Here is a 12,114-nt window from a genome sequence, read left to right on the forward strand (position 1 = left end):
GCAAATCGTGAAGTAACATGATTTATCTACCCGGAAAGACTTTCGCGGAGCCAGGATTTATTGCAGGTCCGTAAAATGGGCAGGCAGAAACTCCCTGCCTGCCTTATGGTGCTTTATGCCGCACTCAGTCTGGTCAGTGCCATATTGTTTATGGCATCTCCCGTCAGGGTGGCATCAATACCCATTGATGATCCGCCTGCGCCACGTGCCTGAAGGTTGATGTTGCCATTATCGCCAGCCATAGCGCTTTTGATGATGCCTTTGGCTTTATTAAATTGCTCCATGCTGGCAGGCGTCATACCGTCATCGTCTGGTTGACTCAGTGCTTCAGCCCAGGATTTCGTATCGGTCTTTACTGCCGAATCTGCGTTTTTTTGGTACTGGGGTTTGCCAAAAGTTTCGGGATATTGATCCATAAACTGTCCCACTTCCCTGGCCAGCGCGCGATCCTCTTTGTTAATAAAAGAGCGAGTACTGCTATCGCTGTGTGTACCAATATTGTTCAGGGCCTCAATGCCCGCTTTCATACCGACACCGGTACCGATCGCATTACCCAACTGCTGAAAGTCAGCAGGACCACTCAGATCCTGTAACCCTTTTCCGCCCAGTCCATTACCGCCACCAAGCCCCATGCCTCCATCCAGTCCACCTTCGGATCCGTTTTCAGCAACCTGGCTCAGGCCTCCTCCCATAAAGGCAGTCAGGGCATCCGTAACACCTTTTTTATATGCATTTTGCTCATCCTGAGAAGGTTGACGCCCTGCGTTGCCTCCCGATGCGCCATCCTGATCGCCAAACAGGCTTTGCGTAATATCGGCGAATATTTTCATCAACTGTTCCATCGGACTCATACCGGATGTTTGGCCAGCGCCTGACAGAGAATCATCACCCGTCTGGGTCGGATCAAGTCCCAGCGACGAACCAACCCCCGTAGTACCTCCAGGTGAACCACCCGATGTTCCACTCAGCGTGTTCCCGGGTGCCGAGCCTGAACCACCGAAAGGTGAGTTCCCCAGGCCGCTTCCCATCCCAGTGCCTGAACCAAAAAGGCTGCTAAGGCCGCCGCCGCCCATCATGCTCATCATCATCATCATGCCAGTGAGGGCAGCTGCAAGCAGATCGATGCTTTCATTGTGACCTTTCCCCTCGCCCAGCCCTGGCTGGGAAAGTAATCCCAATCCGTCGGTACGTAAATCCGTTCCCATCAAACCATTATTGCCACCCAAAGTAACTTGTAGCGCAGATGTGCCCAGCGGACTCGTATTCATACTCATGTCCTCTTCCTCTTTGAATAAGTGATGATTACTTTGCATACGGAGCGCTATGTGAGTGTCCGGGCAAAGCTTTTATTAAGTGCCGCTATCGCGGTGCTGGTTCCTGTCTGAAATGAAAATAATCACACGTGATGGGGGAATTTGACGTTTACAGGGCGTGACTTTCGTTTGGGTCAGAAGAACGAAATTTGCAAATAAAAGCGGCACAGCGATGTGGAAAAAAGCTGTAAATACAAAGCGTAGTGGGTTAGCAGAGGTAGGTGGAAGATCATAAAAGATGAAACTTACTCAGATCCAGACTTCAGTTTCGATGCCGGCTAGCTGAAAAAGTTGTGCAATCTGATGCTTGTCATCAGCGCCCTCTTCCCTTAACTGATACCAGCAAGAAAGTATGTTCTCACTGTTCAAACAGAGATAACAGCCATCATAGTAATCCGGGTGCTGCGCGCGGCGGCGCAGCAATCGCTGAAAAATTCCGGGAGCCTGAAAAGGGGGATACAGGTTAAGCATCAATTCACGTCCATGAGTACCGCACAATACAACAAGTTCTACCCCCTGAAGCACTGTCCAGCGGCAGTTTTGTTGAAGTTTGAGCACGTCTAGCACAGCAGAAAGTGAGTTAACCTGAGGGCAAGTTTCATTCATTTACCGAGACCTTAGTATAGTCCGCAGCGTTGTTGCGTAAATCGGGTTGCCACCAGATAACCAACTGATGTGGGCTGGACTGTGGACGACAGTCTGAGGATGTACAGGACAACCCTTTATCCTGCCGCGAAGCGCAGCCAGCAAGTAAAAATGCGGCCACCAGAAGAAGGTAAGCAGAAGATTTAAGCATATATTTAGCCTCAACGATTTATCAGCGATTCTCGTGTCACAGCAATATTACGATGTGGTTGTAGGGCCATGTAAACTTCTGCCGATTCACCCGGTGCCAGGGAACTGTGCGGCCAGACAGCCACCGCCAGTGTCCGTTTGCCTGCGCAACTGGCTTCGTTAAAGCGCAGTGTGTTATGCGTGATATTGCGGACCACACCAACGCTCAGTCGTAAACTCCCGCTGTCGCTGCTGTACCACTGCCCGCGCGCGTTATCAAAAAGTAAGCCCGGGGTGGACTGGCAAATATCGTTTAAACGTTCCCCCGCTGCTTCTGCTTTAAAACCTGCGGGAGTTTGTCGTTCAGCCAGATCGCGCAGGGCATTTTCCACCATATCCTGCAGGTTAACGTTACTGTGACGACGTTCGACTCGCGCCATGGCGTCACTTAACTGCTGACGGTTATCTGCGGAGACATAGCGTGTGGGATCTGTTTGATCACCGATCAGACGCGGGGTAAGAATAAACAATCGCTCACGCTGAGAAATTTCATGCCGTGTTGACGTGAAAAGCCTCCCTAACCACGGAATATCTCCCAGCAAAGGAATCCGGCGGTCACGTTCACCACTTTCTTCGACATGGAATCCACCTAACACCAGGGCGCGATTTTCGCTTATTAATGCCTGGGTGCTAACCGTACCGCGTTTAACGCCGGTTGCCTGGCCGTCGTTGTTGGTTTCAACGTGCCCATCTTCAATATCAATCACTAACTGAATACTGGCATGGTTCTGATGGCCTACTGCACGCGGCGTGACCTGAAGACTGGTGCCTGCCGTGACTGGCTGAATATCCGCAACGCGTTCACCTGTTGCAGTAATGTAAGCGGTCTGGCTGAAATCAATGACAGCTGGCTGATTTTCAAGTGTCAGCACCGACGGGTTGGCGACAATCGATGCGGTACCTTCTCCTTCCAGAGCCTTAATATCGGCAAAAAAACGTTTAAAATCACTGACGAAAAGCGTACCGCTGCCTGACATTAGTGATGTACCGCCAGTTACGCCACCTAACGTTGCCTGCCAGTTTGCTTCCAGTCGATTAAGGGCGGTACGATCGATATCAATGATGACTGCATCAATTTCTACCAAATTTTGCGGTATATCGATCTTGTTAATAAGCTGCGCGTATTCTTCACGACGCTTATCATCATCCCTGATAAGTAATGCATTATTCCTTACGTCTGCAGAAATGCGGCCACTGAGATCGTCAACGCTGTTATTATCTCTGTCACCCGGTCGGTTAGTGTTGTTCGCGTGATTAGAGAGACGAGCCAGTAATGACTGGGTGTTTTGCATCATTGCAGCGTTATCCGCTCCCCCTATCGTCCCCTCAGCCCCGCTGGCGCTTACCGGCGCGGCACGCTTACCGTTCATCAACTCATTAAGCATTGTGGCGACACCGGGAATGACCAGCGTTTGATCCCGGTAATGAATAGTCCTGTCCGCAACCGAAGCATACTTAAGGGGAAAGGTCATCACCTTCCGCCGATCCTCTTTTTTCTGTCGCTGTTCGCTGAAACGTTTAACCAAAGACAGGTATTGTGGCGGACCTGTCACCAGTACCACCCCATCATCAGGTAGCTCACCCCAACCGAATCGGGGATCGAGCAGGCCAATACCACTTAAGGCCTGTTTAATATCAGGCGCGGCATCCGGGGAAATTTCGAGCCGCTCAGAGCTTTGTTCATCTTGTGGGCTAATGTAGAGAGTATTATTGTAAACGAACCATTGAAAACGGTGCTCCAGGGCTAACCGGTCCAGGAAAGCGCTTGCGCTGTCGGCGCGCATCTTGCCATTGACTTCCGTGTCTTCGATATTCCCCAACTGCAAATCAACTCCATGCCCGTCAGCAAAATCTTGAAGTAAAGTGGATAACATAGTGTGATCGGCGGAATAGGCGTAAGACTGGTCTTTCCAGTCAGACGGCGTCTGAGCACATAACCGAAACGTGGCGCACAGCACTAAGACCGCGCATATAACTCGCCAGCGCGATTGAGGTTCGTTAACCATGATCTCCCCTTGATAAAAAAGCCATGCTGTGTAATGGCACGGAACAATGGGTTATTGCTTTTTTTTGCAGTTTTTGTAGCAAACTCTGCCAGACATCTCGTTGATTAAGCAGAGATTCCAGTTGTTTAGCTATTTTTTCTGAGTGAGCCTCATGGAGACGCAAAATTAAGACCAGACTGTTATTTTGCAAGGCTAATGCGGCCGAATCCCGTCCGTAATGACGCAGTGCAGGGGCTGAGAGGCGCAATGCTTGCGCCAGAAACATTTCATCCAGCGGTACTTTATTTGTTAACTCAGCAAGCGCAAAAAGCTTCCCTCCCCGTTGCTGTAACCAGAGAAGACCATCATCGACCTTGCATTGATGGTCTTCGGCGGGGTTAGTCAAAAAAGATCGCACCCAGTGCTGCAATTTAGTTGATCTCGTTGATGAGGGCTTTGATTAAACCATGTTTGACGGTCAATTCTTGCGTGGCTGCCCAACTGGCACTGGAAAGGCCCATGCTGGCTTCAAAAAAGGCAAAACTGTCAGCTTGACTATATCCCTCACTGGCATTCATGGTGGCTTCGTCAAGCTGGTTTTTCGCACGTTCAAACTGATTGTCTAAACGCCGCTGAATCGAACTCAGTGATGACATACATACCCTCTCATTTTGGATGTTCCTGTCATTGAGTGGCAGAAAGTGCAAAACGGTTCCTTAAAAAATAGCTTTTTAAGGCGCTTGTTGTTCTACCGGACAAGGTTTTAATTGCTGCGAAGCCAGCTGCCAGTCGAGGTATAATTCACCCTGTGGTGTAACAAGTTTCAGGCTGTCTGGCGGAAGGGACTCTTCTGGCTGCAGTTGCCAGTTCAGGTGTGAATAATTTTCCAGCATTGTCGCAATGGACGCCTGTTGAGAGGGATGGCAGCACAGCGTAGCCTTATCTGTCTGCGTTTTTTCAAGCAACAATTGTCGCAGCAGTCCCTGGAGGCGCTGTGATTCAGGGACTTCCGTCAGCAACTGTTCCAGGGCCTGTTCCAGTACGACGTCCATCACTGAGAGCACGTCTGACTCCCACTGCTGTTGCTGCTTTTGCCAGTGCATGAACATCGTGTCTGCCCGCTTCCAGAACGCTTCCTCTGCACGCTGCCGAACCAACAGTGAAGAAGCTTCCGCTTCCTGTTCTGCGGCCGATATTATTTTTTCTGCTCGCTGATGGGCCTCCTGAATGATTGTCCTGGCCTGCTCCTGTACGGCGAGCTGATGCCGGGAGATCACTGGTGCGAGATCATCTTTGCCATTCACCAAATCAATATGTCTGCGTATCAACATGGGCATTCCTGCCTTGCATACCAGAGAACGGCCTGCCAGAGCGGTCGTAAGCGTTCGGGAAAGGTTTCAATGTGGTGCAGTTTTTCCATCTGATTTACACGCTCAGCATTAAATGCCAGACGCAGGCGCTGCCAGCATTCCGGGCCAGCGCGTAGACGCAATAACCATAAGCTCTTAAGATCTGGGCAACTGGCGGGTAAGTCTGTGGCTTGAGTAAGCCAGAGTCCAGGACGCAGTCCCTGAGCAATGCGACGACACCAACGTTGTTGTGTTGGTTCGAGCAATGCGAGTGCGCAATCCCGCCAACATACTTCTGCAGCAAGTAACATTGCCAGTTGCCGTTGCGACATCGTCAGTTCCAGCCATGCCAAAATTTCAGCATCGACCGGTGCGACTTTATTATCTAGCTTCAACTGCTGGCAGATTTGCTTGTGGTGAGTCCTTGCCAGGGCACTAAGACGCGCCTCATCCAGGTCATAAAATGCCGCATAGCGCCAACTTTTATCGGCGGTTAACCAGCTGTCGATGCACCACCACCGTAGCCACCGCAAACGCGCATCATCTGAAAAAGGCATATCACTCACCCTTTTCGTCCGACTCTGTTTTTTTACGTTGGTGATAGCGCCGCCAGTAGGGTAAGCCTACAGATGCAGCTACGGCCAACAGAATCAATGTACCGATAGTGCCACTTAACCAGGTTAACTGTGTCGCCCGCTGAGGCGTTACGGTAAAAGGGCCGAAAGAGACTTCCGATGGCTTATCCTGATACGTTCCCGCCGGGACAAAAACAATAGCCAGATCTTTGCCGGGCCGCCCAGCCAGCCCGGGTAGGCTGCTGGCTACCATTTGACGTATACGTGGTTCAATGACATCAGGATCGAGTTCAGGGCGATACTTAATAAATACCGCCGCACTGGCGGGTAAGATCGGTTCGCCCGGCGCAACGCGTTCCGGAAGCACCACATGCACCCTGGCCACAATCACGCCGTCAATTTGACTCAGTGTCGATTCTACTTCCTGCGACAGTGCGTAAATGTAGCGGGCACGTTCCTCAAGCGGCGTAGAGATAACGCCATTTTTCTGAAAAACTTCGCCCAGATTGGTGCGCGTGGGTCGTGGTAAACCTGCAACGTCCAGAATATGCACGGCACGGTTCAGGTCTGCAGTATCCACCATTACAGTGATGCCATCTTTGTTCGTGTGTTTTTCAGCCTTGATGTGGTAACGACCCAGTTCCGCTGCGACTTCATTGGCATCGTTTTCCGTAAGACCATGATTGAGTTCTACCTGATCATTGCAACCGAACAACAGCAACACTGACATTAAAATCAATGATTTGAGAGGAAATTTAACCATGCGAATTATTGGAGATTCGTCAGTTTTTCTAGACTCTGGACACTCTTACCAATCAGTTTTGCATTGAGAAGGCTTTCCAGATAGTAAGATGATAAGGTGCGGTTAGCATCCATGACGCTTTTTGAGTCAATGCTGCGTGAGGCTTTAGCGAGAGCCCTGTCGGCCTGCTGAGATTCCTTGCTTGCCGCTTGCGTCAGATCAGTAAGTTTGTTTATCCATGAATGATTATCCGGAACATCAGCTTTCTTCACAGGCGCCTGCAACGCTGTTCTAAACCATGAAGCATCTGCAATGCTGGTGTCCGCCAGACTGACGTCATTATTTTCAGAATTCATGACCAATGAAGAGGATGTGCCGGTATTAATTTTCATTGTTCGTCCTTATCTCTGGGAAGAAACGGGCGCAGCTTTAAAGCTGACGCCCGTTTTAATAATCAGAACTGAATGGCTTTTGCCGCATTATGACCGGAGTTGATTTCTTTGGTCGCAGAGTCCATTTTTCCATCCAGAATGGAGTTCTGAGTATCCATTTTCATTTTAGCTGCCTGGGCAACCGCAGACTCTGTCATAGAATCGCTCATGGCACCTTCCAGGGTTTTTGAAGCAAAACTGGTGGCACTCGACAGTGGACCACCTAGTCCCATAAGTCCGGTAAGAAGACCGCTCATAATTTTCTCTCCAGTTAATTAGGTTTATTCTCAGAACATCACATAATGTTCATGCTTTTAGTGGTGAGTCTTTTATTGCGGTTCCCTTTAATGAGATTTTTTTAATACGCCCGGATTAATCAGGTAGTCAGCTACGCCGTCAGGCAGGTATAAAGGCAGAACAGATATTAAGCTTCTTGCCGGGCTGGAAAAACGTATCGGCAAGAAGCTGACTATCAGACAATGATGCGTTGCGTTGTCACGTTGAGTAATTTGATACGGTGATAAAGCGTGCGTAGCGGCATACCTAACTCCATGGCGGCTTCATCAATGCTGTGCCCATGGCGGACCAGGCAGTCGTGAATCAGGCTTTTTTCAATGCGACGCAGTATCTCCTTCAACTGTGGCCCTTGCCGTTCGGCGTTCCGGGGAACGTTAAGGGGGGTAATCCCAGCGTAAAGCGTTTAGCCGCCGTTTTAAGTTCACGAATATTTCCCGGCCAGCTGTAACTAAGTAAATATTCACAAAGTTCCTGTGTAATTTCCGGCGGCGTGCATTGCATCGTTGTGGCCGCCTTAGCAATGAAGTGACGAAACAGGGGGATAATAATTTCAACCTGTGATCGCAGAGGCTGTAGCTGAATCGAGACAGTATTTAGCCGAAAATAAAGATCGCGGCGGAAAGTGCCCTGCTCAACCAGCGTCAGTAGCGGCTTCTGCGTTGCTACGATGACGCGCATATTTACCGGGATAAACCGGGTACCGCCAAGGCGCTCTATGCCACGGTTTTCAAGTACTCGCAGTAATTTGGCCTGCAGGGATAATGGCATGCTATCGATCTCGTCGAGAAACAGAATGCCGTTATTTGCTTCTTCGATGTAACCCGCTCTGGCTTGCACAGCACCGGTGTAAGCTCCGTTGTTGACGCCAAAAAGTTCACTCTCAGCCAGCGTTTCCGGAATGGCTGCACAGTTAACCGCTACCAGTCTGCCTGAGCACCCTGAAAGTCGGTGGATCTTACGTGCCAGAGTATCTTTTCCCGTTCCGGTTTCACCTTCCAGAACAAGATCGATTTCCAGCGGTGCTACAGTTTCAATGAGTGAAGCTAATGAATCGTGGATATCGACAGGTTGCTCTTTCGTGAATGAGATATGCTCTCCCAATTCCGGATGTGGTCGGAATGAGTGCTCATTATTTTCAATATTCATAAAAAGTTGCCCCTCACTTATCCCTTTCATCTGACATCATCGCAGTTAACAACATACTTAAAGCCAATAGCTGAATTACATTTAATTACAATCACTATTCTTATGTTTACGAAGTGCTTACAGGGGCATAAGAAATACCATGTCAGCACAGATAAACCATCGTCATATGCTGATATCGGGTAAGGAATTGATGGAGGATTGTAAGGATTTCCTGACTAACCCTGTGTGAAATGAAAACGGTTACATAAAATTTTTAGGCATAACGTGCTGTTTAAAAAGATTTTTTTGTAACCTGTTGAAATGATTAAGTAATAACGGTGGGTAGCATTAATTTGTAAATTAAGAGCAATCCTAAGAGATTAAATGATGGCTTATCGCGTATTTAACAATGTCAGCATTGGTCTTAAACATCATTTTTTCCATCAGGCGGGCTTTATGCGTACTGACGGTTTTGTTACTGATTGCCAGAGCTTCTGCGATACTGTTAACTCCTTCTCCTCTGGCCAGCTTCAGCATAATTTGCATTTCTCGCGCAGTAAGCTGTTGATGAAGTCCTTCATTCGCACTCATATTTTCATTAAAGACAATTTGCTCGGCGAGCATTTGGTCAATAAAACGCTGTCCGCGCGCTACGCGATGAATGGCAGCCAGCAGGGTTTCAGGATCGTTATCTTTCGTGATGTAACCCAGCGCGCCACATTTAAGTACCCGTCGTGCGATCTGTGGCTCACTGTACATCGTCAGGATAAGGATTGGCAGTTGAGGGTATAGCGAGTGAATGCGGCTGATCAGCTCTTCTCCGCACAGTCCAGGCATACACATATCTAACAGTAAAAGATCGACCTGCTCATTACGCAAACCTTCCATGACCTGTGTACCGTTTCCTGCTTCGCTCACTACCACCAGACGTTCGTCTAACGAAAAAATTTGCTTTAGTCCTTCGCGCATGATGACGTGGTCATCCACAATCATTATTCGAATCGTGTTATCCATATTGTTATCCAAATCTTTACTATTATTCGTCAGGGTATTAAAGGAATGGTCAAAGTCACACGGGTTCCATTGGCAGGCTGACTTTTGACTTCTACTTTGCCTCCGATCATGCGACCACGTTCTTTCATCCCCATAAGACCAAACGCGTTATCTTTGCTCTGATTGCAATCAAAGCCACGGCCGTTATCACTCACTGTTAACACGACCAGATGAGGCTTCCGGATAACCTCTATGAGAACCTCGTTTGCCTGGGCGTGACGAGAGATATTGGTTAAAGACTCCTGCGCGACACGAAATGCGGCTGTGACTTGCTCATCATTCAGTCTTACCTCATTTTCTGGCGCGATCAGCTGGCACTGACAACCAATATGGCGATTAATGAACTCATCGCGAAGCCACTCTAGCGCGGGCGTCAGACCCATGTTCAGCACATTTGGCCTGAGGCGGGTAGCGACATTACGCACTACCTGAATCGTTTTATCAGTAAGCCCCATCAGATGAACTATTCGCTCATGTAGCAAAGGGTTATCTTTGCTGAACTGGATGCGAAGCATCGAAATACCCATTCTCAGCGACGTAAGGTGCTGCCCCAGCTCATCGTGGATTTCACGCGCTATACGTTTTCGCTCCTCTTCACGTGATATTTCTCGCTGCCTTGTTAACAAACGCAAGCGCATATGTGAATCTTCTAACTTTTTTTCAGCGTAATGAATGGCTGTGATATCACGTCCGACCAACATAACTGAGGTCAGATTGCCATTTTGATTAAACTCCGGCACACAGCGGGTATGAATAATCATGGTTCCGCTAGTAAGTGAACTGTCCGACTCTACAAGTTCCCCTTCAGCTTCAATTTTCCTGTTTACCACTTCTTTAAGAAGGCGTTCAATATGCCTCACACAGGGTAAATCCCCCTGAATCTCACGCAAAGTGCGTCCGCGAAGCTCTTCAAAAGATAACCGCAGGTGACGCAATGCAGCAGGATTGGCGTATTGGCATTTTAAATCGGGCGAGAATCGAACCACCATATCCGGTGAGTTCTCAACTAATACCCGAAACTCCTGTTCCCGAGCATAAGCTACCTGCTCTAGTTGCTTACGCTCTCTTATATCTTTTACCACGCACATACTGTAGCTTTTCTCTTCGTAAACAAATGGATTCGCACTAATCTCAACCGCTATCATCTCGCCCTGTGAGCTTTTGTGAAAGGTCTCAAAGGTGAATGGCCTGCCGCCATTTTGCTCTCGTACGCGTTTCCACATATCCATGACGTCATCGAAATCCCATTCGGGATCAATATCTGAAACGCGCATATTGAGCAATTCTGCATTGCTGTAGCCAAGCATTCTGCACGCTTCGTCATTGACATAAAAAAAACAGGTATCACTGTCAATCAGGTATACGGCGTCCCTTAGCATGTTCATGGCGAACTCAAGAAGTTTGATTGGCGTATCACTGCTATGTAATCGTCTGTCCAAATACTGCATCTCGCCTCCTTGAAGTAAACATTGTTAACCGGTCTGGGCGCAGATCCACAAGCTCAAGTCGTAATATTGAGAAGTGTCCTAACAGTGGATTAAACACACATCTCATTACAGACCGTTTCCGGTTTGTTTTACCCCGTTCAGCTTTAATAAAAGACTGACTGCTTTAGTGACACACGCGTCCGTGACAAACGCGAACGTACTGTGCCAACAGGGATGTTTAGACTCTTAGCAATATTCTGATAACTGCCGTCTTCCTCTACTAACATACTGAGCAGCTTACGTGTTTCTTTGGGCAGCAGGGCAATAGACTGGAGCGTAGAGCCGAGAATGCGTTGATGCTCTATGATGTGGCTAGGATCATCCTCCTGATTCAGAACAACATCCTCTTCTAATTCATCATAGTGGGGACGGGAAGACTGCGAACGGAAATGATTACGAATAAGGTTCAGGGCAATACCGAATACCCACGTCTCGGGTCGCGAGGCCCCCGCAAACTTATCACGGTTACGAATGACTTCCAGCCAGGTCATTTGAACTAGATCTTCCGCATCTTCTCGATGCGCAACACGCTTTCGAATGAAGTTATAAACGCGGCGTCCATGTTCACGAAAAATTTTCTCCCAATCAATATTATGTGGGGATGGAGGGTTAACGTGTAATGACTCAGTAGGGTGCAGGTTCATTTCTGACATAATACGCTCCGTATCTTAATCCATTTTGCCGTTTGGCTTAATGGCGATAGCAAAGTCTGTGCCAGCGATTTTATTTTGTTAAGCATTTGAAATTTAACGATTTAAATTTCATTTCCCTTCATTTTTTCGCAACTTTTTGCCGTAAGCTCCAGCTAAATCTGCAACTCATTGCAATCTTCTGTAATTAACTCTGTTGCCTGGGAAAATTTATTGGGAACCGGAGCATAAAACACGCCACATATCTGCATCAGCTTCCCTGTATGAGGTTCG

14 protein-coding genes and 1 pseudogene are annotated in these 12,114 nt (G+C 48.4%); all 15 read right to left on the bottom strand.

The genetic code is table 11. From position 1 onward, the window contains the following. Window positions 1–113 precede the first annotated feature (113 nt). Window positions 114–1,274, bottom strand: coding sequence for a harpin HrpZ family protein (locus tag GC090_RS21150; RefSeq protein ID WP_110268452.1), 1,161 nt, complete (start codon window positions 1,272–1,274; stop codon window positions 114–116). 288 nt (window positions 1,275–1,562) lie between these two features. Further along, window positions 1,563–1,919: an HrpV family type III secretion system protein gene (gene hrpV / locus GC090_RS21155; protein WP_033742582.1), complete on the bottom strand. Its 357-nt coding sequence runs from the start codon at window positions 1,917–1,919 to the stop codon at window positions 1,563–1,565. After that, a complete protein-coding gene (gene hrpT / locus GC090_RS21160; RefSeq protein WP_324021673.1) occupies window positions 1,912–2,109 on the bottom strand; it encodes an HrpT family type III secretion system protein in 198 nt (65 codons plus the stop codon). Before hrpT ends, hrpV begins: the two co-directional genes overlap by 8 nt. Window positions 2,110–2,119: 10 nt before the next feature. Further along, window positions 2,120–4,153 (bottom strand): type III secretion system outer membrane ring subunit SctC, encoded by a 2,034-nt coding sequence (gene sctC / locus GC090_RS21165; RefSeq protein ID WP_205956017.1) that lies wholly within the window; start codon window positions 4,151–4,153, stop codon window positions 2,120–2,122. After that, window positions 4,146–4,538, bottom strand: coding sequence for a type III secretion system chaperone (locus tag GC090_RS21170; protein ID WP_226374663.1), 393 nt, complete (start codon window positions 4,536–4,538; stop codon window positions 4,146–4,148). Before GC090_RS21170 ends, sctC begins: the two co-directional genes overlap by 8 nt. A gap of 25 nt (window positions 4,539–4,563) precedes the next feature. Further along, entirely contained in the window at window positions 4,564–4,788 is a 225-nt protein-coding gene (locus GC090_RS21175) for a serine kinase (protein ID WP_033742579.1), read from the bottom strand. Window positions 4,789–4,863: 75 nt separating this feature from the next. Then, the gene (gene sctL, locus GC090_RS21180; RefSeq protein ID WP_033742576.1) at window positions 4,864–5,463 is read right to left on the bottom strand and encodes a type III secretion system stator protein SctL; all 600 of its coding nucleotides are present in this window, start codon (window positions 5,461–5,463) and stop codon (window positions 4,864–4,866) included. Then, the gene (locus tag GC090_RS21185; RefSeq protein WP_217271732.1) at window positions 5,457–6,038 is read right to left on the bottom strand and encodes a type III secretion system protein; all 582 of its coding nucleotides are present in this window, start codon (window positions 6,036–6,038) and stop codon (window positions 5,457–5,459) included. Before GC090_RS21185 ends, sctL begins: the two co-directional genes overlap by 7 nt. Before the next feature lies 1 nt (window position 6,039). After that, window positions 6,040–6,819 (bottom strand): type III secretion system inner membrane ring lipoprotein SctJ, encoded by a 780-nt coding sequence (gene sctJ, locus GC090_RS21190; RefSeq protein ID WP_324021676.1) that lies wholly within the window; start codon window positions 6,817–6,819, stop codon window positions 6,040–6,042. 5 nt (window positions 6,820–6,824) lie between these two features. Then, window positions 6,825–7,190 (bottom strand): EscI/YscI/HrpB family type III secretion system inner rod protein, encoded by a 366-nt coding sequence (locus tag GC090_RS21195; RefSeq protein ID WP_039339368.1) that lies wholly within the window; start codon window positions 7,188–7,190, stop codon window positions 6,825–6,827. A 62-nt stretch (window positions 7,191–7,252) separates the two neighbouring features. Then, entirely contained in the window at window positions 7,253–7,486 is a 234-nt protein-coding gene (locus tag GC090_RS21200) for a type III secretion system major pilin HrpA (RefSeq protein ID WP_080752824.1), read from the bottom strand. A gap of 215 nt (window positions 7,487–7,701) precedes the next feature. Then, window positions 7,702–8,672, bottom strand: a pseudogene (locus tag GC090_RS21205) (sigma 54-interacting transcriptional regulator). Window positions 8,673–9,023: 351 nt separating this feature from the next. After that, complete coding sequence (locus GC090_RS21210; RefSeq protein WP_033742563.1) at window positions 9,024–9,665, bottom strand: response regulator transcription factor; 642 nt, start codon at window positions 9,663–9,665, stop codon at window positions 9,024–9,026. Between the two features lie 29 nt (window positions 9,666–9,694). Then, window positions 9,695–11,152, bottom strand: a complete 1,458-nt coding sequence (locus tag GC090_RS21215; protein WP_172913321.1) for a PAS domain-containing sensor histidine kinase — start codon at window positions 11,150–11,152, stop codon at window positions 9,695–9,697. Between the two features lie 143 nt (window positions 11,153–11,295). Continuing rightward, window positions 11,296–11,844 carry an RNA polymerase sigma factor gene (locus GC090_RS21220; protein WP_052310157.1) on the bottom strand — a complete coding sequence of 183 codons (549 nt, stop codon included), beginning with the start codon at window positions 11,842–11,844 and terminating at the stop codon, window positions 11,296–11,298. Between the last annotated feature and the right edge of the window lie 270 nt (window positions 11,845–12,114).

The organism is Pantoea sp. JZ29 (assembly GCF_035190385.1).
Lineage (GTDB): Bacteria > Pseudomonadota > Gammaproteobacteria > Enterobacterales > Enterobacteriaceae > Pantoea > Pantoea stewartii.

Coding starts and splice junctions, on each gene's coding strand:
- GC090_RS21150 (WP_110268452.1), bottom strand. CDS start 1,274: ATGAGTATGAATACGAGTCCGCTGGGCACATCTGCGCTACAAGTTACT.
- hrpV (WP_033742582.1), bottom strand. CDS start 1,919: ATGAATGAAACTTGCCCTCAGGTTAACTCACTTTCTGCTGTGCTAGAC.
- hrpT (WP_324021673.1), bottom strand. CDS start 2,109: ATGCTTAAATCTTCTGCTTACCTTCTTCTGGTGGCCGCATTTTTACTT.
- sctC (WP_205956017.1), bottom strand. CDS start 4,153: ATGGTTAACGAACCTCAATCGCGCTGGCGAGTTATATGCGCGGTCTTA.
- GC090_RS21175 (WP_033742579.1), bottom strand. CDS start 4,788: ATGTCATCACTGAGTTCGATTCAGCGGCGTTTAGACAATCAGTTTGAA.
- sctL (WP_033742576.1), bottom strand. CDS start 5,463: ATGTTGATACGCAGACATATTGATTTGGTGAATGGCAAAGATGATCTC.
- GC090_RS21185 (WP_217271732.1), bottom strand. CDS start 6,038: ATGCCTTTTTCAGATGATGCGCGTTTGCGGTGGCTACGGTGGTGGTGC.
- sctJ (WP_324021676.1), bottom strand. CDS start 6,819: ATGGTTAAATTTCCTCTCAAATCATTGATTTTAATGTCAGTGTTGCTG.
- GC090_RS21195 (WP_039339368.1), bottom strand. CDS start 7,190: ATGAAAATTAATACCGGCACATCCTCTTCATTGGTCATGAATTCTGAA.
- GC090_RS21200 (WP_080752824.1), bottom strand. CDS start 7,486: ATGAGCGGTCTTCTTACCGGACTTATGGGACTAGGTGGTCCACTGTCG.
- GC090_RS21210 (WP_033742563.1), bottom strand. CDS start 9,665: ATGGATAACACGATTCGAATAATGATTGTGGATGACCACGTCATCATG.
- GC090_RS21215 (WP_172913321.1), bottom strand. CDS start 11,152: ATGCAGTATTTGGACAGACGATTACATAGCAGTGATACGCCAATCAAA.
- GC090_RS21220 (WP_052310157.1), bottom strand. CDS start 11,844: ATGTCAGAAATGAACCTGCACCCTACTGAGTCATTACACGTTAACCCT.